The sequence below is a fragment of the Mesonia oceanica genome, assembly GCF_902499555.1.
Taxonomy (GTDB): domain Bacteria; phylum Bacteroidota; class Bacteroidia; order Flavobacteriales; family Flavobacteriaceae; genus Mesonia; species Mesonia oceanica.
The window spans coordinates 163,140-183,933 of record NZ_CABVMM010000004.1 but is presented as its reverse complement, the minus strand read 5'-3'; the positions used below and the strand labels follow the sequence as shown (position 1 = coordinate 183,933).

The following is a 20,794-nucleotide window of genomic DNA, read 5'->3' as shown; positions in this document are numbered from 1 at the left end:
AAGCTTTTACTGCAAATTTTATAATTGCTTAGAGAAACAATACCTTTGTGAAAATTGAAAATTTTATGTTTAAAACGTCATGCTGAACTTGTTTCAGCATCTCATCATACATTTCAAAATTGATAGGAGACCCTGAATCAAGTTCAGGGTGACGATAACTTACTTTAATCATAATTTTTGTAAATATTATAAAAACAGAATATGAGTCAAGAAATAAGAAATTTAGAACCCAAAGCGGTTTGGAATAAATTTGCCGATTTAAATGCAGTACCACGCCCTTCTAAAAAAGAAGAAAAGGTCATTGCTTTTATGAAAGCTTTTGGAGAAAACTTAGGTTTGGAAACCATTGTTGATGAAGCAGGAAATGTGATTATAAAAAAACCGGCTACTGCTGGAATGGAAGATCGATCAAAGATTGTTTTGCAATCACATTTAGATATGGTTCATCAAAAAAATAATGATACCGATTTTGATTTTGCTACGCAAGGCATTGATATGTATGTTGATGGTGATTGGGTTCGCGCAAAAGGTACTACACTTGGTGCCGATAATGGTTTAGGCGCTGCAGCAGCAATGGCTATTTTAGAAAGTACCGATATGGAGCATCCTGCAATAGAAGCTTTATTTACTATTGATGAAGAAACCGGAATGACGGGAGCTAAGAATTTAGATAATTCAGTTTTAGAAGGAGAGATTTTACTGAATCTTGATACCGAAGAAGATGATGAAATTGGTATTGGTTGCGCCGGAGGGGTAGATATTACTGCTACCAAATCTTACGAAGAAGAGCAGGTGAGTGGTGAAGTTGAAGCAGTTCAAATTACGGTGAAAGGTTTAAATGGTGGGCATTCAGGAATGGATATTATTAAAGGTCTAGGGAATGCCAATAAACTGATGAACCGCATTCTTTATAATTGTTTTAGGGAAGCTGATAGTAGAATTGCTGAAGTAAATGGTGGTGGATTAAGAAATGCGATTCCACGTGAAAGTACAGCTAGTGTTGTAATTGGTAAAGAAAACAAGTCGGAATTTGAGAAAGCTTTTGAATTTATAAAAACTTCTATTGAAACTGAATTTAAATCTTTAGAAAAAAACTTAAGCATTACTAAAGAAGTAATATCAACTCCTGAAAAAGTAATGACCAAAGAAGCACAGGCTGAAGTATTGAAAGCACTGTATACTGCGCATAATGGAGTTTTTAGAATGAGTCCTGATATAGAAGATTTGGTAGAAACTTCTAATAACGTAGCTAAAGTAAGTATTGCCAACGGAAAAGCTGAGGTTTCTTGTTTAACAAGATCTTCCGTAGAATCTGGAAAATGGGATTTAGCCTATAGCTTGCGTGCTGGTTTTGAGTTGGCCGGTTTCGAAGTTGATTTTAGTGGAGATTACCCAGGTTGGGCTCCAAATCCGGATTCAGCTATTTTAAAAGTTTTAGATGAGTTATACCAAAAACAAACCGGAGAGAAAGCGAATATTGCCGCTTGCCACGCTGGATTGGAATGCGGAATTATAGGCAGCCATTATCCTAAAATGGATATGATTTCTTTTGGACCTACCATTCGTGGAGCACACTCTCCAGATGAGAGAGCTAGTATTTCTTCTACTCAAAAATTCTGGGCATTTTTAAAAGAAGTACTTCAGCATATACCAAAGAAATAAAAAAGGAAAATTTTTAAACAGCTTGATGAAAAAAACCTCCAAGAAAGTTAATTCTCTTGGAGGTTTTTATAGTTAGTGAAATAATCTCACGACTCAAATCTCATCACTCACGTCTACTCAACTATTCATCAAAGATATTCTCGTAAGAATTCCCTTCGGTTGCGAATTGTTTATCACCTTTTACGTAACGATAATGTTTGTCTAGTTTGGCAATTTCTTCAAAATCTTCTTTATCTAATTCGTAACCTACGCTTTGAAGGTTTTGTTCTATTCTTCCTTCATTAGTTGACTTAGGAATAACGGCAGTTCCGCGTAATTCTGCCCATTTAATTAAAATTTGTGCTGGACTTGCGTTATGTTTTTTAGCAATCTTTTGAATAACTTCATTTTCTAGCAAAACAGGTTCGTCATCAGCTTTCATTTCTTCCGTACGATCGCCGCTTCCTAAAGGAGAATATGCCGTAAGGTTTATTCCGTGTTCGCTGCAATATTCTAATAAATCATTTTGTTGTAAGTACGGATGTAATTCAACCTGATTCATTTCCGGCATTTCTGTAGTTTCTTTTCTAAGGTTTTCCAGTTTTGTTGAACTAAAATTAGAAACCCCTACGTGCTTCACCAAGCCTTGCTTTTTAGCTTCAAGCATCGCCTCCCAAGTTTCACTTAATGGAACTTCTTCTAGCGATAAAAATTCTTCATCTTTTTCTGGGAATTTTACATCAGGTCTAAATGCTACTGGCCAGTGCATTAAGTATAAATCTAGGTAATCTAACTGTAAATCTTTTAAGGTTTGTTTTAAAGCAGGAATTACGTCTTCTTTTTTATGAGCGTTATTCCAAAGTTTAGAAGTTACCCAAACTTCCTCACGTTTTACTTCTCCACTATCAAATACTTTTTTAAACGCATTACCTACTTCATTTTCATTTCCGTAAATAGCTGCACAATCTATATGTCTGTAACCGTTTTTTAAAGCATGTTCCACGGCGTTTTCTACCATTTTAGGTTTAGATTTCCAAGTTCCTAAACCAACAGCTGGCATTTGATCTCCGTTTTTAAATTTTAAAGTTCTCATAGTATTAGTTCTTTTTTTTGTTCAATATATAAGAAGAATGAGAGTTATAAAAGAATTGAACTTACTTTAGCAGAACTTTAATAAGTTAGCTTAACACAGCTCAATTTATTACTTTCTAGGATGAAATTTCTCTAACACTTCTTTAAGATGAGAACGGTCTAGGTGCATGTAAATTTCGGTGGTGATAATGCTTTCATGACCTAACATTTGCTGAATGCTTCGTAAATCGGCTCCGTTTTCCAATAAATGCGTCGCAAAAGAATGTCGAAAGGTATGCGGACTTATTTTCTTCTTAATTCCTGCTTTTACTGCGGTTTGTTTTACAATCGTGAAAATCATGGCTCGGGTAAGTTGTTTTCCTCGTCGATTTAAAAAAAGCGTATCTTCAAAACCTTTTTGAATAGGGATATGTACTCGAATTTTATTTTGGTAGAGATTGATGTATTTCATGGTTAATGGACTTATAGGAACCAAACGTTGCTTGTTACCTTTTCCTGAAACCCTGATAAAACCTTCTTCAAAATAAAGATCGGAAAGTTTTAAAGTAATTAATTCTGAAACCCGTAAACCACAACTGTACAAAGTTTCTAAAATACAGCGATTGCGCTCTCCTTGTGCATGACTTAAATCTATACTTTCTATGAGCTGATCTATTTCTTCTGTTGAAAGGGTGTCGGGTAATTTCCTGCCGATTTTTGGAGATTCAATAAGTTCTAGTGGATTGTCTTTACGCAGATCTTCAAAAACCAAATAATCGAAAAAACTTCTTAGTCCCGAAATTATTCTAGATTGTGATCGTTCGCTCATCGTTTTTGAAACCTGATAAATAAATTCCTGAATCTTTTCTTCGGAAATTTTTATAGGAGAAGCTTCGATTTTGTTTTCTTCAAGGTAACTGATGAGTTTAACAATATCGTACTGGTAATTTTCGATAGAATTGGCAGATAAGCCTCTCTCTATGCGAAGGTAATGTTGATAATCGGTAAGTGCCTGTTGCCATTTCACGCGTTAAAAATAAAGATTTCAAGCTTAATATTTAAGTATATTTTAGTTTTTGCTTGAGAATTTTTTGGGAAATGCTAGGCTACATTTGCGTCAAACAAAAAAACAAATATAGTGTTATGAAAAAAGTAATTTTAAGTTATTTATTAGGTTTATTTGCGATTATTGGCGCCAATGCTCAAGCAGATTCAGAATTAGTTCAAATTGGTGTAAAAGGTGGGGTGAATTTTGCTACTGTAACAGGTGATGGTTTTGAAAGCCCCGATTCCCGTACTAGTTTTAATGCTGGTTTTGTAGCAGAAATTCCTTTTAGTGAACGATTTTCAATTCAACCAGAGGTTTTATATTCTGGGCAAGGTTTTGATGTAAAACGATTTGATCAGGACAATTTTTTAGATAATGATGAGAATGTAGAATACCAGTTAGATTACATTCAAATTCCTATTTTGGCTAAAATTTATTTAGTGAAAGGTTTAAATGTTCAAGCAGGACCGCAAATTGGTTTTAAAATTAATGAAGAAATTGATTATCAACCTAACGATGATGCCGGAGATTTTGATCTTGATGAAACAGAAGATATCGATATTAGCTTAGCAGCCGGTGTTGAATATAAATTTGATGGTGGTTTCTTTATTCAGGGAAGATATAATTATGGATTTACTGAATTAATTAAAGATTATGATGTGCATAACTCTGTTTTCCAAGTAGGTGTAGGGTTTATGTTTTAATTAGAAAGAGAAGATAGTAACTGACCAAAAAAACAAGAAGCCGACTTATCTAAAGTCGGTTTTTTTATTTCATTAAATTAAGATTTATAGAAAGTGATTTTATTTTTGATCGCTATCGTTTATACTGGAAGTAGAATATTCAATTTCGCAAGCTTAACCCAAATAATGAATTGTTCTGATAAGAAAAATATTACTATAAATACCATTAATCCTATATAATATAATTATTTCACTTAGGTCATAATAATTATTGCTAAGCCCACCAAATATTAAGAATCAGGTAGGTATTTATAGGTAATATAAAAATACCTTTTATTGTTATTGTTTTATTGAATTAGTCATTTAAAATCTACAAAATAATATGGTAAGTGATTAAAGAAATATTGAATCTTGTTTTTTAATTAATTGATTTTAAGTTGATTAATAAATTAATTATGATTTTTTTATATTTTTTTTGCTTTATGTTTAACGGTTATTGGTAAAATGTATATATATTTGTTTTAAATCTTAAAATAATTAACATTATGAAAAAATTTTTACTAGTTGCAGCATTCGCTGTTTGTGGTATTTTTAGTGCAAATGCACAAGGGTTTAAAGTTGGTGCCAATGTTGGGTATCCTATTGGAGATGCAGGCGATGCATACTCATTACAAGTTGGGTTAGATGTAGCTTATACTTGGGAAGTAGGAGATGGTTTCCAAGTTGGTGCTACTACAGGATATTTAAGATATTTTGGAGAAGATATGGACGAAACTTTAAATGGAGTGACCATTGAAGTAGAAAGTGTAGATGCAGGTTTTATTCCAATTGCAGCTACAGCACAATACACCTTTGGTGAAATGTGGTTCTTAGGAGCTGATATTGGTTATGCTGTATATGTAGGAGAAGGTGATGGAAATGGAGGATTTTTATACCAACCTAAATTTGGATGGTCTAGTGAGTCAATAGATGTATATGCATTCTACAAAGGAATCAGTATTTCTGATGAAGAAACAACACAAAGTTTTGGTGATGTGGAAGTTACTACTTCAACTGGTGGAGGTACCGCTTCTTCAGTAGGTTTAGGTGTTGCTTTTAAGTTCTAATCACTTCTTAGAGATATAATTTTAAACGAGAACTTTGGTTCTCGTTTTTTTTATAAAAAAATGACGGTATAATATAAATAAAATTATATTTGCCAAAAATTTCTAAAACTAATTAAAAATGAAAAAATTATTATTTATTGCTTTAGTAGCAATTTGTGGGGCATTTACTGTAAATGCACAAACAGCAAAATTTGGTTTAAAAGCTGGGTATGTGAATATATCGGCCAAGGAAAAATATCAAGATGTTTCTGCTTCCATTTCAGAATCTGGTTTTTATTTGGGGGCTTTGGCTGATATTACTATGAGTGAAAGTTTTCATATTCAACCTGAGGTTAATTATGCTAATGCAGAAGAAACAAGTTTTCTTTATATCCCTGTGTTGGCTAAATATTATATTAGTGATTCAGGATTTCAAGTTATGGCTGGGCCACAAGCTAATATAGTTTTGGAAGAAGCGATGGAAGGAATTAACAATTTTGGATTGGATTTAACGTTTGGAGTTGCTTATGATATTGATGAACATTTTTTCGTTGAAGCTAGGTATAGCTTTGAACTTACTAATAGAATAAAGGATGGTGGAGAATATGATGTTTCTGGTAGATTCAATACTTTATTTGTAGGGATAGGTTATAAATTCTAGTTTTTTTGGAAAATAATATTCAAGCGGGAACTTCGGTTCTCGTTTTTTTTATAAAAAAATGACGGTATAATATAAATAAAATTATATTTGCCAAAAATTTCTAAAACTAATTAAAAAATGAAAAAATTATTATTTATTACTTTAGTAGCAGTTTGTGGTTCATTTACTGTAAATGCACAAACTGAAAAAGGAAATTGGATGTTTGGGGGAGCTTCAACATTTTCTTTTACTTCAAATAAACAAACACCCGAATATGATGGAGAAGAATCAGAATCTGATTATAAGATGACTACCTTATCTTTTGCTACAGATGCTAATTATTTTGTTATTGAAAATTTGGCTGTAGGTATGCAATTAGTTTATACGGGTACTAAAAATACACAAGATATTTTTGATGGTGAATTAGAAATTAAACAGAATAATTGGGGGATACTACCGCAAATTTCTTATTATTTTAAGAATGGCCAATTAGCACCGTTTATAGGGGCCAAAATAGGTTACTTTAGTAGAAAAACAGACTATATTTCAACATCGACAGATATTGATTATACCGAATCTAAATTTGGAGGTTTAGCCTATGGGGCTGAAGCTGGCTTAGCATATTTTATTAGTAAAAACGTATCAGTGGATTTTTTAGTAGACTATTTGCACACATCTCTAGTAAGTGATGAAGATGATAATTATAAAATAAAAAATAATACTATTGGGGCGGGGATTGGTTTTAATATTTATTTTTAAACTATATACCTATTTTATATAAAAAGCAAGGACAAAAGTTCTTGCTTTTTTTAAATACGTAGAGATTTAATTAATTCAAGACATTTAGATCAATTATAAAAATGAAAAAACTATTACTCCTTATTGTCTTATTTATAACAGCTACTCTACAAGCACAAGAAATTAGTTATGGTGTTAAAGCAGGATTAAATTTATCTTATCTAAGAATTAAAGATAATGTGTTAGTTGATTCTAAAATGAAGTCTGGTTTTCATATAGGAGGTGTTGGAGAAATGAAAGTATCAAAGCTTTTTGCTATTGAAACTCAGCTTTTGTATTCACAACAAAATTCAGTTTTAGAAATAAAATTATCTGCTTTTAGACAATCAGATAGTAGAGGTTCAGAACCAGTATTTGAAGAAGATTTAGAAATAGATTATCAACTCGGTTATTTAAATTTACCTATTCTAGCTAAAATTTATATTATAGATGGATTTAATGTTTTTTTAGGTCCGCAATTTTGCTTTTTAGTTTCCGATAAAGAAAATTATGATTTTAAAAATTTTGATTATGGTTTTATGGGCGGTTTAGGCTATCAGTTAAATAGTGGTTTATTTTTTAGTGCTAATTATTATTATGGCTCAAGTGATATAAGCAACCAAAAAATAGGTATTAAGCAAGAAGTAATTCAGATTTCCGTAGGTTACATGTTATAAATTTAATGAAAATGAGAAAAATTATTTTTTTATTATTAGTAGTATATGCTGGTACATTAAAAGGCCAAGAATTAAAATTCGGTGTAAAAGCCGGACTTAACTTATCAAGTTTGCGTTATGATCCAGAACCACCAATCAATTTTAAGTTGAAACCAGGATTTCATATAGGTGGAATTTTTCAATATAAGCTTAGTGAGAAATTTGCTTTAGAATCGCAGCTATTGTATTCTCAACAAGGAGTTAAAACCCAGTTAGAAAACGTTATGCTTTATGGTTCCAATCCAGGTGATCCATTTATTGGTCCTCCTAATGGCATAACTGTAGAAGCAACAACTATGCTCAACTATATTAATCTTCCTATTTTAGCAAAATACTATTTTAAGGAAGGTCTTTTTGTAAATTTAGGTCCGCAGTTAGGTTACTTAATTAATGCTAAAGCTGAAGAAAAAAATGTAAAGTTTGATATGAAAGAATATTATACGGATATTGATTTAGGTTTAAATGGCGGTTTAGGTTACGAATTTCCCAATGGAATAATAGTAAATGCCAATTATTATTTAGGACTGTATGATATTTATGATGTAAAATCCCCATTTATAGAGCAAGAAGTTAAGCAAAATGTAATTCAGTTTTCGGTGGGGTATTTATTTTAAACATATTTGCTAAGTTTGTAGTAACAAAGAGCAATAGCTATTTATATGAAAAATATTTTAATACTGGCCTTACTACTTTTTACAGCCCATGCTTCTTTCTCTCAAATAGAAACGGGGATTACTGGAGGTTACTTAAATGTAAAAGCCGAGGGAGCTGATGATGGGCAATCTGGTTTTTATGGTGGGTTTTATGCTGAATTTTCTTTGAGCAATTCTTTCAAGTTTCAACCAGAATTGCTGTATGGTAATGCTGGAGATGAAAGTTTATTGTATTTGCCCTTGATGTTAAAATATTATGTGGGTGGTTCAGATGTAAATATTCAGGTAGGACCACAAGCCACTTATATTTTCAATAGTTCCAATAACGATGATGTAGCATTTAAAGATCAATTGGGCTTAGATCTTGGTGTAGGGGTAGGCTATGATATTTTGCATAATATCTATGTAAGAGCTCGTTATGGTTTTAAAATAGCTCAGCAAAGCGAAACTTTTTCTTCCGCAGATTTTAATACCTTTATGGTTGGTCTTGCTATAGGTCTATAAATTATGAAAATACTTATTATAAATGGTCCAAATTTAAACTTATTAGGTTCTCGAGAGCCTGAAATTTATGGGGGCTCTACTTTTGAAGATTACTTTTCTTCCCTTCAGTTTAAATTTAGGGAGGTAGAATTATCGCATTTTCAATCTAACCATGAAGGCGAAATAATAGATCAACTTCATCAAGCACAAGATGATTTTGATGGAGTAATTTTAAATGCAGCTGCTTACACGCATACTTCCATAGCTATAGCAGATGCTGTAAAAGCCATTCAAATTCCAGTGGTGGAGGTACATATTTCCAATACTTCGGCAAGGGAAAAATTTAGGCATACCTCTTTTATAGCTCCCAATGCTAAAGGTGTTATCGCAGGATTCGGACTTAAAAGTTATGAACTTTCCGTGTTAAGTTTTATGGAGATTGATGAGTAAGAAACATAAAGCTTACTTGAATTGGAGTAGTGGGAAAGATGCAATGCTAGCTTTGCATCAACTTCAATCTTCGGCGGAATTATCAGTCGAAAAATTAGTGACTACGGTTAATACAGATTTTAACCGGGTTTCTATGCATGGTTTAGCTATTTCTCTATTAGAAAAACAAGCAGAACGTTTACAATTACCATTATATCAAATTCCATTAAGTGGAAATGTGTCGATGAAAGTTTATAATGAAACCATGCAAAAACACGTTTCTTACTTAAAAAAAGAAGGTTTTAGCCATTCAGTTTTTGGAGATATCTTCTTGGAAGATTTAAAAACTTATCGTGAAGAACAATTAAGTAAGGTTGAACTTCAAGCGATTTTTCCATTATGGAAAAAAGATTCTCGAAGCTTGGTAAAGGAATTTATTGATATGGGTTACAAAGCGGTTGTGGTTTGTACTAATGCTAATTATTTGGGTGAATCTTTTTGTGGAAGAATTATTGACCATCAATTTTTAGCAGATTTACCTTTAACAGTAGATCCGTGTGGCGAGAACGGAGAATTCCACAGCTTTGTTTTCGACGGACCTTTATTTACTTCTCCTATTGATTTTGAATTGGGTGACAAAGTACTACGGGATTATTCACCTTCTAATGAAGATGATTGCCATCAAGAACCTCTGTCTTGGGATCATCAATTTTGGTATGTCGAGTTATTAGGTTAACAATAGTTGGGAAATGTACCAAAAAATTAGTTTTTCTTTATTTCTTTTTAATTCTCTTTTAACGCTTGATTGGTTAGGTTTTTATTTCATTTGCTTAAAATAAAAACTATAATTATGAACAAGAAATTTTTTTTATTACCAATTTTATTTTTAGGACTCTTTCTAGGATCTTGTAGCGATGATGATGTAGAAGAAGTGGTAGATAGAATTCGGACAATAGATGATATTCCGGTTAGCGAAACAGCTAGTGTAGACTATTTACCTATAAATCTATTTGAAATTCCTATTGAAACTGATGTAAACTTGCGTCAAGCTCTTGAAGATGAAACAGGAACTGACGAAACAATTGATCAAGTTGAAGATATAGAATTAGATGATTTAGACATCACCTTAGTAAGTGCTGATGATCAGGAAAATTTTGATTTTGTAAATTCTGTAACTTTAGGGGTACGTACCGATGAGTTAACGTATAAGGAAATAGCACATTTAGATGAAGTACCTACTGGTCAAACAACGATAGAACTCTCTACAACAGATGAGTATTTAGACGATTATGCGAAATCAGAAAGTTTAAAGTTAGTTATTAAGTTTGAAAGTACTGAAGATGCTAATAATCTAGAAGTTCGTTTAGATATGGAATTTGATGCAAAAATAGATCCTTCATTGTAGGGAATACCAAGATTATATAGCTTATAAAAAAAGTCCCAGAATTAACTATGGGACTTTTTTTATGAATAAAATTTTTAAGTTCTAAATATGAATTACTTCATCATAAGCAGCAGCAGTAGCTTCCATTACGGCTTCACTCATTGTGGGGTGAGGGTGAACTGCTTTTAAGATTTCGTGACCAGTGGTTTCCAATTTTCTAGCAACCACAGCTTCAGCAATCATATCGGTTACACCGGCACCAATCATGTGGCAACCTAGCCATTCCCCGTATTTAGCATCATAAATTACTTTTACAAAGCCTTCTTTTTTACCGGCAGCACTTGCTTTACCAGAAGCAGAGAATGGAAATTTACCAATTTTAATATCGTAACCTTGTTCTTTGGCTTGTTTTTCAGTTAGACCAACACTGGCAATTTCAGGAGTTGCGTAAGTACATCCAGGAATGTTACCGTAGTCTAAAGCTTCTACTTTCATTCCTTTGATTTTTTCAACGCAAATAATGCCTTCTGCTGAAGCAACGTGAGCTAAAGCAGGACCGGCAACAACATCACCAATCGCATAAATACCAGGCACATTGGTTTGGTACCATTCATTTACGACAATTTTATCTTTATCGGTTTTGATGCCTAAATCTTCTAAACCGATTTTTTCAATATTTGTTTTAATTCCAACAGCTGAAAGTACTATATCTGCTTCTAAGGTTTCTTCTCCTTTTTTGGTTTTTACTTTTGCTTTCACGCCATCACCAGAAGTATCTACACTTTCTACAGAAGAATTGGTCATTACCTTAATTCCTGATTTTTTGAAAGACTTCTCAAATTGTTTAGAAACCTCTTCGTCTTCTAGCGGAACTAAATTTGGTAGAAATTCAACAATAGTAACTTCTGTACCCATGGTGTTATAAAAATGAGCAAATTCAACACCGATGGCTCCAGAACCAACCACAATCATTTTTTTAGGTTGTTTCTTTAAACTCATAGCCTCGCGGTAGCCAATTACTTTTTCACCATCTTGAGGTAAATTAGGTAATTCTCTAGATCTTGCTCCCGTTGCTACAACAATATGATCTGCTTGGTAATCTTTTGTATTACCATCTTTATCTTTTACTTCTATTTTTTTACCGGATTTTAATTTTCCAAAGCCATTAATAACATCAATTTTATTCTTTTTCATTAAAAATTGAACCCCTTTGCTCATTCCACCGGCTACATCACGACTTCTCTTTACTACAGCATCAAAATCTTTATCAACTTTTTCGGCTTTTAAACCATAATCTTCAGCATGGTTGAGGTAGTTAAAAACTTCAGCACTTTTTAAAAGTGCTTTCGTAGGGATACATCCCCAATTTAAACAAACTCCACCTAGGCTTTCTTTCTCTATTATAGCAGTTTTAAAACCTAATTGTGAAGCGCGGATGGCAGTTACATAACCTCCCGGGCCACTACCTAAAACAATAATATCGTATTTACTCATAGTTCTATTTTTTAAGCTGAAATGAATTGCGAATTTAAACAATAATACCCATAACTAAAAGTATAGACTTAGTTAAGTATTACTTTTAGTTATGGGTAAATAATAACAAAGTAGGGAGCTATGTTATTTCTTCATTTGTATTTCGTAACCTTGATTATTAACTTCATTTAGTAAACTTTGGTAAGTTTCTAAATTATTATTTGGATCGTTAGCAAAGGCCGACGGAACTACTACAATTCTAAAATATTGGTCTTTTGTAAGACTGTTGTATTCTTCGATAGAGAGTTCATTAAGATCAAAATTACTTTGAAGGAATATAAGCACGTCATTAAAAGTATGATCAAAATTATAAACAACCTGTCCCATACCATTAGGGTCATAATAAATAGTTTGAGGCATTAATTTCCAAATATTTATATCTCCATCAGGGTTTTCGATAAAATCTGTAGAATGGTAAACAAGAACAGCGTCATCTTCAAAAACCTCAATGCCATCATCTGCAAATACATATTGAAATTCTCCATTATTATCTAGGTTAACACCATTCAAATCAATGGTAGTCCCTAATAAAGTCATACCATCTTGTCCCGGAGGTCCTTGTGGGCCACGGTCTCCTTCACAACTATTTAAACCCATAATTACTACTAATGCTATTGCTAAAATTTTTATTTTGTTCATCATTTTCTATGTTATTGGTTAAACTCTATACTAGCTGAATTTACACAGTAACGCTGTCCGGTTTCAGTAGGGCCATCGTCAAAAACATGACCAATATGTCCACCACAATTACTACATAAAATTTCAGTTCTAATCATTCCGAAGGTGGTATCTTTTACGTATTCAATACTGCCTTCTACCGACTGGTCAAAACTAGGCCAACCGCAATTACTTTTAAATTTAGCTTCACTTTCAAAAAGTACGTTTCCACAAGCAGCACACTTGTATTTTCCGTCTTCAAAATGAAGATTATATTTCCCGGTATGTGGAGCTTCCGTCCCTTTTTTTCTTAAGATTTTATATTGTTCTTCAGAGAGTTGTTCTTTCCACTCTTGTTCAGACTTTTCTATTTTATATTTTTTCATTTCTAACTGTTTATTTTTCTGCAGGAATAAAATTCATGGCATCACCATTCATACAATACCTTTTTCCTGTGGTTTCTGGAGGTCCATCGTTAAAAACATGTCCTAAATGTCCACCGCACTTGGCACAAAGAACTTCATTTCTGCTATAGCCCAATTTATTATCTGTTGAATAAAAGACTCCACCCTCAATTGGTTGATCAAAACTAGGCCACCCCGTACCGCTATCAAACTTATGTTTAGTTTTAAAGAGCGGGTTTTTACAAGCAGCACAAACAAAAGTCCCTGCTTCTTTGACATTATTTAAATCACTTGAAAAAGGTTTCTCGGTTCCTGCTTGTCTTAAAATGTAATATTCTTCTGCTGAAAGTTCTTTTTTCCATTCGGCATCTGTTTTCTGAATTTCAAATTGTTCACTTTTAGGTTTTTTCTGTGCGTTTCCATTACAACTTACAAAAGCGAAACAGATAGCTATAAGAAAGTAAAAAGAGCTTTTCATATTTATTTTTTTTCTAAATCTACAAAGTTTGTGCCGTTTATTAAATCGGCAAATTGTTAAAGCGATGATAAACTTTATTTTTTAAGATTATCAATTTCGTAGTTTTAACTATTAAAAGTGATTAACCATGAAAATTAGAAATTATAGTATAGTATTAGCGATGTTATTCGTATTTGTATCTTGTAATCAAAATCCTTTTACCGGAAAAAATACTTTGGCCTTAGTGCCCAATTCACAAATCCTACCAATGGCATTTGAACAATACGACCAATTCTTAAAGGAACACCAAGTAGTAACAGGTACTCCTGATGCTAGAATGGTAAAAGAAGTGGGGCAAAAAATAGCTACGGCAGCTGAGCGTTATTTAAATGCAAATGGTTACCAAGGTTATTTAAAGGATTATAAGTGGGAATATAACTTAGTTAAGGATGATGCAGTAAATGCGTGGTGTATGCCCGGAGGTAAAATTGTTGTATATACTGGTTTAATGCCTATTGCGCAAGATGAAGCTGGATTAGCTGTGGTTATGGGACATGAGGTAGCTCATGCGCTGGCAAATCATGGGCAGCAAAGAATGAGTGCAGGACAATTACAACAAGTAGGAGCGGCTGTAGGAGCTGCAGCTATTAGTAATGAAAACCAACAACTATTTCAAACTGCTTATGGACTAGGGACACAAGTTGGGGTAATGCTTCCATTTAGTAGAAGTCACGAAACTGAAGCCGATAAAATAGGATTAACTTTAATGGCCATTGCGGGATACGATCCTGATGAAGCCGCTAAATTATGGAAAAGAATGAAGGCAAAAAGTGGAGGACAATCACAACCTGAATTTTTAAGTACTCACCCATCTAACGATACAAGAATTAATAATTTACAGCAATGGGCCGCGGGAGCAAAAGCAGAAGCAAGAAAGTTTGGAGTGACTAATTTTCAAAGTTAATCACAAAAAAAAGTCCATAAAAAAACCGGAATTAATTCCGGTTTTTTTATGGACTTTTTTTTCTATTTTTCTGTATGTTCAGGAAAAGTAGCTTCCACAATTCTTAAGGCTTCATCATAATGTGATTTTTTTGCCTGTAATTGAACTTGTCCTGGTAAACCTCCACCAAATCCTGCGCGTAAACCAGATTCAAAATTATTTTTAGAAATAGAGTCTATACCTGCTTTATGAAATAATTCTTGTAAATATTGTACATTGACTTCTGAGCCGGTATAAACATTTTGATAGGTTGAATTTTCTGTACTCATGACTTATAATTTTATCCTAAAAATACATCTTTCAATTTAAAAAGTTAATTCATTTATGCTGAAATTAACTAAAGTTCAATTTCCACTTGATTTGCAATTAAATCTTCAAATGTTTCCCGTTTTCTAATCAATTTAGCTTCTCCATTATGCCATAATACCTCAGCAGGTCTAAATCTTGAATTGTAGTTACTGGCCATCGAGAAACAATAAGCCCCAGCATTTTTAAAAGCTAAAATATCCCCTTCACTTATCTCTGCAATACGTTTGTTATTGGCAAAGGTATCGGTTTCACAAATGTAACCTACCACCGAATAGAAACGTTTGTGTTTAGTAGGGTGGCTAATATTTATAACTTCGTGTTTAGAACCGTAAAACATAGGTCTAATAAAGTGGTTAAATCCAGAATCAACTTGTGCAAAAACAGTAGAAGTCGTTTGTTTTACAGAATTCACTTTCACTAAAAAATACCCTGATTCACTCACTAAGAATTTTCCAGGTTCAAAAGAAAGGGTTAATTCTTTGCCGTATTTTTTGCAGAATTCATTAAAGCGTTTACTTAATTTTTTGCCAAATTCTTCAATATTCGTTTCAATATCGTTTTCATGGTAAGGAACTTTAAAACCACTACCAAAATCTATAAATTCTAGATTTTTAAAATTTTCGGCAGCTTCAAATAAAATTTCAGAAGCGTATAAGAAAACTTCTACATCTAGAATATCACTTCCGGTATGCATGTGAATACCGTTAATATTCATTCCTGTGTTTTCTACGATTCTTAATAAATGAGGCATTTGATGAATTGAAATACCAAATTTAGAATCAATATGACCTACGGAAATATTAGTGTTTCCACCCGCCATTACATGGGGGTTTATTCGGATACAAACCGGAACTTTAGGATGAATAGTTCCAAATTTTTCTAAAACAGAAAGGTTATCTATATTTATCTGTACTCCTAATTTTACGGCTTCTTCAATTTCTTGAATAGAAACCCCGTTGGGTGTGAAAATAATTTTTTCAGGAGCGATCCCCGTTCTTAATCCCAATTTCACTTCTTGAATAGAAACGGTGTCTAAACCACTCCCGCATTTAGTAAGTAATTTAAGAATGCTAATGTTTGAAAGCGCTTTTACCGCATAATTTATTTTGACCTTCTTTACCTGTTTAAAAGCATTGGTTAAGCGTTTATATTGAGCAACAATTTTTTCGCTATCATATACATAAACTGGACTACCAAAATCTTTTGAAATCTGTAAAAGGTCTTTGTTTTTCATTCGTAAATAGGATTAATCTATAGAATTTTAAAAATGCGAAAATACTCACTTTTTTAATTTTTTTGAGAGTTTTAAATTGATAAAGTCATTTATTTCAAAGCGAATAAAAAATTGGCAATCTATATTGTTCCTCTTTTTAATAACTATTTTATGTTAAGCGTTATAGTATTTACTGTTCCAAATGGCACTGTTAAAGTTTTTTCCTTTTTTAAAACCGTAGAAAATGGCCATTCCGCCAATCCATTTTACCATAAAAAAGGCTATCATGATAAACTCCGCGGTAGTTTGGTTTTTAGAAAAAAGATCATCAGGTAAAAGAGCAGTAATGCCAATACTTAAAGCTATAATTAAGAGGATTAAATTTTCTAAACTTTTAAATGGCCAAGCATATAATTTTCTTAGTGGATGCAGATCGTTTCCCCATTTATGGATGAGATAGTAATAATCGTTACCAATAGGAGCGAAGAGAAGTGGATCGTCTGCGTTTTCAAGTCGAAAGGATTTTGAGGGAGCAATAATTTTTAGTCCCGATAGGGTAATTTGATGCTTTTTTTGAAGTTGTTTTATTTGTTGAATTGCTTCATAAGGTAATTCTGCTTTAAAGTAATGAGAATTTAAAAAACGTAGCCGGTAAGTAATGCAAATATTTTTAATCTGCTCTATGTGATAAATTTTATCACTTTCTAATAATTCAAAATTAAAATCATTACTGATAGACTGCCCATCATTTTCTTCGATTTTTTTAAGAATTTCGTTTTCTTTTTTTTCATCCTGCTCTAGGATTTTCTTTACTTGATGGAGTAAACCTTCTTCTGTAATTTTTTTATTTCTAGCTTTAATTAGCTGTTTTTCTACATTAATTTTAGCCCAATTCATCTCATTCTTTTTCACTAAAATAAATAATAATTAAAAGCTAATTTGCTATGAATTAAAGTTTAACAAAAGTGTTAGTCAAATATATTTTAGAAAAAAATTAAGAATGTTTCATTAAAATTATTAAATTCGTTAAATTGATAACCCAAAACCCAATTATGAAAACATTAAACTACTTTTTTAAAATTAGCTTGATAGCGATATTATTTATTAGTTACTCTTCTCAAGCACAGTCGGATGCAAAATCATCTGTTTTTGAAGGAAATGATTTAGAAACATTTTCTAAAGCGATGAGTGTAAATACAGGTGATTTCTTTAATGGTGATAAATTGACTGTTTTCACACCTACGAATGCGGCTTTCGAAAATTTGAGTACTGAAAAGTATGTGGAAATGCCTTCAGATTCAAAATTAAGATCAACAGTTTATTATCATGTAGTACAAGGTAATTTGAAATCAAGTGACTTAAAAGCCTTGATAAAAGAAAAAGGAGGAAGAGCCATGTTAAAAACTCTAGAAGGAACAACATTAACTGTCTCTGAGAATTCAAATGGTGATATCTTTGTAGTAGATAATTTAGGAAGGGTAGCAAGCGTTTCTGAGCCAGACTTATCTCAAGGAAATGTTATTTATCATAAAATAGATAAAGTGCTATTACCCGCAAGAAACCGATAAAAAGAAAATTTTACTTTATATTAAAATATTGCCGGCGAAGAAATTTGTCGGCTTTTTTTATTCAATTTTTTTAGTTCTTATAAAACTATAAACCCCTTTTCCTTCGGCAATCAATTGATCTTCCCCTTCTATATAAGTTTTCATTCGGGTTACCATAATCCGTTTTCCGAGCCTCACTAATTCACCTTCTACAATAATGGTTTTACTTTTTGCAGCAGTAAGGTAATCTACGCGTAAATCAATAGTGGCCATTTTATCTTTGGTAGAACTACTATAGGTGCTACCTACAATTCCCCCAACTGAGTCCATCACCGTGGCAAGCATACCGCCGTGCCAGTAGTTGTTTCTAAAATCTCCTACTACTTCAGGCCTGTAGGGTACTTTTACTTTTACATAACCTTTTTGAAGTTCAATTATTTTTAGACCGAGAAATTTATGAACAGGGATAAGCTCTTCAGCAATTTTCTTTATAGCTTCTTTATTCATTTTAAGAAATTTAAATCTAAAGTTAGCGAGATTTATAAAATAAAAAAACCGAATACTATAAAGTATCCGGTTTTAAAAAAAAATATTAAATAAAACTATCGTAAACTAGCTCCTAATTGTTTTTCAAATTGTTGCTGAAGTTTACTCATTATTTTATCTACTTGTTTATCTGTTAAGGTTTTGTTTTCATCTAAAAAAGTAAAGCTCACTGCGTAACTTTTCTTTCCTTCTGGAAGGTTTTTTCCTTGATAAACATCAAATAATTCAACATCTTTTAAAACTTTTCTTTCTGCTTTTGTTGCAATATCATAAATATCACTAAAACTTACTTTTTCATCTAATAGCAAAGCAAAGTCTCTTCTTACTGAAGGATATTTAGGAATATCCCTGAATTCGGTTTTATGTTGTTGAACAAATTCAATAATCAAATCCCAGTTAAAATCGGCATAGATAACTTCTTGCTCAATATCAAATTTCTTTAAAATTGCTTTTTTAACCACTCCAAAATCTACGATTTTCTTTTTTCTGGTAGAAATGCTTAAACCTTCTGAAAATAAGTCACTAGTGGTAGGTGTATATTGAAGCTGATTTAAGCCTAACTTCTGTAAAACTGAAGAGACCGTACCCTTAGCAAAAAAGAAATCACTTTTCTTAGGAATAGAATTCCAACGTTCAGTATTTCTATTTCCACTGATGAGGAGGGATAAATGTTTTTGTTCTTCTCTTCCAGAAGGAAAATGATGATAGGTTTTCCCAAATTCAAAAAACTTGAGATTATTATTTTTTCTGTTAATGTTATAAGCTATAGCTTCTAAACCACTAAATAACAATGATTGGCGCATTACTGCTAAATCTTGACTTAGTGGGTTAAGCATTTGTACATTATGCGTTTCTTGCAATCCATCACTAAGTTCAATATAGTCTTTTGTAGTTAAAGAGTTGGCCATCGTTTCATAGAAACCTTGCCCTACTAATTGATCAGCAATGATATTCTGTAAACGGTAATCTTCGAATCTGCTTGAATTTGAAATGGAAGCATTTAACTTCTCATTGAATTCTATATTATTGTATCCATATACACGAAGAATTTCTTCAATTACATCTACTTCGCGTTGTACATCTACCCGATAAGCAGGAATAGTAAGTCCCATACCGCTTTCAGTTACATTATTTACTCGAATATCTAACGAAGCTAATATTGACTTGATTATTTCCGGTTGGATCTCTTGCCCAATTAGGCTATTAATTCTGTCGAAAGTTAAGAATACTTGAAAGTCTTCAATTTTCTTTGGATAAACATCATCAATGTCACTAGTGACAACTCCACCGGCTGTTTTTTGAATTAATAAAGCCGCTCTACGTAAAGCATATTTAGTGATGTTAGGGTCGATTCCTCTTTCAAACCTAAATGAGGCATCAGTATTTAAACCGTGGCGTTTTGCGGTTTTACGAACACTCACCGGATTAAAATAAGCACTTTCTAAAAATACGGTACTCGTTTTTTGGGTGACTCCGGAATGCAGTCCTCCGAAAACACCAGCGATGCAAAGTGGTTTTTCAGCATCACAAATCATTAAATCTTCTTCGTGAAGCTCTCGTTCAACTTCATCTAAGGTGGTGAATTTTGTCCCTTTAGGAAGTGTTTTCACCTTAATTTTATTATCGGTAATATAATCGGCATCAAAAGCATGTAAAGGTTGCCCTAGTTCATGTAACACATAATTGGTGACATCTACTACATTGTTTTTAGGCGTAATTCCAATTGCTTTTAATCTGTTTTGAAGCCAAGCCGGAGAAGCTGCTACTTTAACTCCAGAAATGGTCACGCCGCAATAGCGTGGTGCCAAATCATAATTTTCCACTTCGATAGCGATTCTTCTGCTTCTATTTTCAACGTGAAAATTACTTACCGATGGTGTATCTAAGGGAGTATTTATTTCCTGCTGAAGTAAACCTGCTTTTAAATCCCTTGCTACTCCATAATGACTCATTGCATCTGCCCGATTAGGGGTTAAGCCAATTTCGAAAACCTGATCAGATTCTACATCGAAAACTTCTTTAACTGGCGTTCCTGGCTTTAAATCTTCCGCCAGAACCATAATACCGTCATGACTTTTACCAAGACCTAATTCGTCTTCGGCGCAAATCATTCCGTTACTTACTTCACCACGAATCTTTCCTTTCTTAATCTTCCAAGGCTCTTGCTTATCATCATAAAGAGTAGTACCAACCGTCGCTACAGGGACTTTTTGTCCTGCAGCCACATTGGGAGCCCCGCAAACAATTTGTACAGGATTTCCATCGCCTATATCAACAGTAGTGATATTTAAACGATCTGCGTTAGGATGTTTATCACAGGTAAGCACGTGACCTACCACAATTCCTTCTAAACCACCTTTAACCGACTCAAAAGTGTCTATTCCCTCAACTTCTAAACCAAGATCTGTTAAAAGTTCTCCGGTTTTTTCTGCTTCCCAATCGGTTTTAATAAACTGCTTTAACCAGTTATAAGAAATCTTCATTAAAATTTATTTTTTCAATAGAAAAACAATGC

24 protein-coding genes are annotated in these 20,794 nt (G+C 32.8%); 13 read left to right on the top strand and 11 right to left on the bottom strand.

Going from position 1 to position 20,794, the window contains the following annotated elements; translation table 11 throughout:
* Positions 1-201 precede the first annotated feature (201 nt).
* Positions 202-1,662, top strand: coding sequence for an aminoacyl-histidine dipeptidase (locus tag FVB9532_RS06295; protein ID WP_150544359.1), 1,461 nt, complete (start codon positions 202-204; stop codon positions 1,660-1,662).
* Positions 1,663-1,783: 121 nt separating this feature from the next.
* Here FVB9532_RS06295 and FVB9532_RS06290 read toward each other — a convergent pair whose 3' ends face one another.
* Both FVB9532_RS06290 and xerD read right to left on the bottom strand, forming a co-directional pair.
* The gene (locus FVB9532_RS06290; protein ID WP_150544358.1) at positions 1,784-2,734 is read right to left on the bottom strand and encodes an aldo/keto reductase; all 951 of its coding nucleotides are present in this window, start codon (positions 2,732-2,734) and stop codon (positions 1,784-1,786) included.
* 108 nt (positions 2,735-2,842) lie between these two features.
* On the bottom strand, positions 2,843-3,739 hold the full coding sequence (gene xerD / locus FVB9532_RS06285) for a site-specific tyrosine recombinase XerD (protein WP_150544357.1): 897 nt from the start codon (positions 3,737-3,739) through the stop codon (positions 2,843-2,845).
* 116 nt (positions 3,740-3,855) lie between these two features.
* Between xerD and FVB9532_RS06280 the strand changes: the two genes are divergently transcribed.
* The 10 genes from FVB9532_RS06280 (at position 3,856) to FVB9532_RS06235 (ending at position 10,631) form a co-directional block, all read left to right on the top strand.
* Positions 3,856-4,464, top strand: coding sequence for a porin family protein (locus FVB9532_RS06280; protein WP_150544356.1), 609 nt, complete (start codon positions 3,856-3,858; stop codon positions 4,462-4,464).
* A 524-nt stretch (positions 4,465-4,988) separates the two neighbouring features.
* Positions 4,989-5,549 (top strand): hypothetical protein, encoded by a 561-nt coding sequence (locus FVB9532_RS06275; RefSeq protein ID WP_150544355.1) that lies wholly within the window; start codon positions 4,989-4,991, stop codon positions 5,547-5,549.
* A gap of 118 nt (positions 5,550-5,667) precedes the next feature.
* A complete protein-coding gene (locus FVB9532_RS06270; RefSeq protein ID WP_150544354.1) occupies positions 5,668-6,189 on the top strand; it encodes a porin family protein in 522 nt (173 codons plus the stop codon).
* 117 nt (positions 6,190-6,306) lie between these two features.
* Positions 6,307-6,927 (top strand): outer membrane beta-barrel protein, encoded by a 621-nt coding sequence (locus FVB9532_RS06265; protein ID WP_150544353.1) that lies wholly within the window; start codon positions 6,307-6,309, stop codon positions 6,925-6,927.
* 101 nt (positions 6,928-7,028) lie between these two features.
* Complete coding sequence (locus FVB9532_RS06260) at positions 7,029-7,622, top strand: porin family protein (protein WP_150544352.1); 594 nt, start codon at positions 7,029-7,031, stop codon at positions 7,620-7,622.
* An 11-nt stretch (positions 7,623-7,633) separates the two neighbouring features.
* The gene (locus FVB9532_RS06255) at positions 7,634-8,275 is read left to right on the top strand and encodes a porin family protein (protein ID WP_194716498.1); all 642 of its coding nucleotides are present in this window, start codon (positions 7,634-7,636) and stop codon (positions 8,273-8,275) included.
* A gap of 45 nt (positions 8,276-8,320) precedes the next feature.
* A complete protein-coding gene (locus tag FVB9532_RS06250) occupies positions 8,321-8,818 on the top strand; it encodes an outer membrane beta-barrel protein (protein ID WP_150544350.1) in 498 nt (165 codons plus the stop codon).
* Between the two features lie 3 nt (positions 8,819-8,821).
* Complete coding sequence (gene aroQ / locus FVB9532_RS06245; protein WP_150544349.1) at positions 8,822-9,247, top strand: type II 3-dehydroquinate dehydratase; 426 nt, start codon at positions 8,822-8,824, stop codon at positions 9,245-9,247.
* The gene (locus tag FVB9532_RS06240; RefSeq protein WP_150544348.1) at positions 9,240-9,962 is read left to right on the top strand and encodes a Dph6-related ATP pyrophosphatase; all 723 of its coding nucleotides are present in this window, start codon (positions 9,240-9,242) and stop codon (positions 9,960-9,962) included. Before aroQ ends, FVB9532_RS06240 begins: the two co-directional genes overlap by 8 nt.
* Before the next feature lie 114 nt (positions 9,963-10,076).
* Positions 10,077-10,631 (top strand): hypothetical protein, encoded by a 555-nt coding sequence (locus FVB9532_RS06235; RefSeq protein WP_150544347.1) that lies wholly within the window; start codon positions 10,077-10,079, stop codon positions 10,629-10,631.
* An 81-nt stretch (positions 10,632-10,712) separates the two neighbouring features.
* On the opposite strand, the gene lpdA is transcribed toward FVB9532_RS06235, so the two are convergent.
* From lpdA to msrB (FVB9532_RS06215), 4 genes are all read right to left on the bottom strand, one after another.
* Complete coding sequence (gene lpdA, locus FVB9532_RS06230) at positions 10,713-12,104, bottom strand: dihydrolipoyl dehydrogenase (protein ID WP_150544346.1); 1,392 nt, start codon at positions 12,102-12,104, stop codon at positions 10,713-10,715.
* A 123-nt stretch (positions 12,105-12,227) separates the two neighbouring features.
* Positions 12,228-12,785, bottom strand: a complete 558-nt coding sequence (locus FVB9532_RS06225) for a collagen-like protein (RefSeq protein ID WP_150544345.1) — start codon at positions 12,783-12,785, stop codon at positions 12,228-12,230.
* A gap of 8 nt (positions 12,786-12,793) precedes the next feature.
* The gene (msrB, locus tag FVB9532_RS06220) at positions 12,794-13,186 is read right to left on the bottom strand and encodes a peptide-methionine (R)-S-oxide reductase MsrB (RefSeq protein ID WP_150544344.1); all 393 of its coding nucleotides are present in this window, start codon (positions 13,184-13,186) and stop codon (positions 12,794-12,796) included.
* A gap of 10 nt (positions 13,187-13,196) precedes the next feature.
* The gene (gene msrB / locus FVB9532_RS06215) at positions 13,197-13,682 is read right to left on the bottom strand and encodes a peptide-methionine (R)-S-oxide reductase MsrB (protein WP_150544343.1); all 486 of its coding nucleotides are present in this window, start codon (positions 13,680-13,682) and stop codon (positions 13,197-13,199) included.
* Positions 13,683-13,809: 127 nt separating this feature from the next.
* Here msrB (FVB9532_RS06215) and FVB9532_RS06210 point away from each other — a divergent pair, with 127 nt between their 5' ends.
* Entirely contained in the window at positions 13,810-14,625 is an 816-nt protein-coding gene (locus FVB9532_RS06210) for a M48 family metallopeptidase (RefSeq protein ID WP_150544342.1), read from the top strand.
* Between the two features lie 62 nt (positions 14,626-14,687).
* Here FVB9532_RS06210 and FVB9532_RS06205 read toward each other — a convergent pair whose 3' ends face one another.
* From FVB9532_RS06205 to FVB9532_RS06195, 3 genes are all read right to left on the bottom strand, one after another.
* Positions 14,688-14,933, bottom strand: a complete 246-nt coding sequence (locus FVB9532_RS06205) for a putative signal transducing protein (protein WP_150544341.1) — start codon at positions 14,931-14,933, stop codon at positions 14,688-14,690.
* Positions 14,934-15,001: 68 nt separating this feature from the next.
* The gene (gene lysA / locus FVB9532_RS06200) at positions 15,002-16,207 is read right to left on the bottom strand and encodes a diaminopimelate decarboxylase (RefSeq protein WP_150544340.1); all 1,206 of its coding nucleotides are present in this window, start codon (positions 16,205-16,207) and stop codon (positions 15,002-15,004) included.
* A 153-nt stretch (positions 16,208-16,360) separates the two neighbouring features.
* Entirely contained in the window at positions 16,361-17,083 is a 723-nt protein-coding gene (locus FVB9532_RS06195; protein ID WP_150544339.1) for a hypothetical protein, read from the bottom strand.
* A gap of 155 nt (positions 17,084-17,238) precedes the next feature.
* Here FVB9532_RS06195 and FVB9532_RS06190 point away from each other — a divergent pair, with 155 nt between their 5' ends.
* A complete protein-coding gene (locus tag FVB9532_RS06190; RefSeq protein ID WP_150544338.1) occupies positions 17,239-17,754 on the top strand; it encodes a fasciclin domain-containing protein in 516 nt (171 codons plus the stop codon).
* Between the two features lie 57 nt (positions 17,755-17,811).
* Here FVB9532_RS06190 and FVB9532_RS06185 read toward each other — a convergent pair whose 3' ends face one another.
* Together FVB9532_RS06185 and pheT are read right to left on the bottom strand one after the other, a co-directional pair.
* Positions 17,812-18,240, bottom strand: a complete 429-nt coding sequence (locus FVB9532_RS06185; protein ID WP_150544337.1) for a hotdog fold thioesterase — start codon at positions 18,238-18,240, stop codon at positions 17,812-17,814.
* A gap of 95 nt (positions 18,241-18,335) precedes the next feature.
* Entirely contained in the window at positions 18,336-20,762 is a 2,427-nt protein-coding gene (pheT, locus tag FVB9532_RS06180) for a phenylalanine--tRNA ligase subunit beta (RefSeq protein ID WP_150544336.1), read from the bottom strand.
* Between the last annotated feature and the right edge of the window lie 32 nt (positions 20,763-20,794).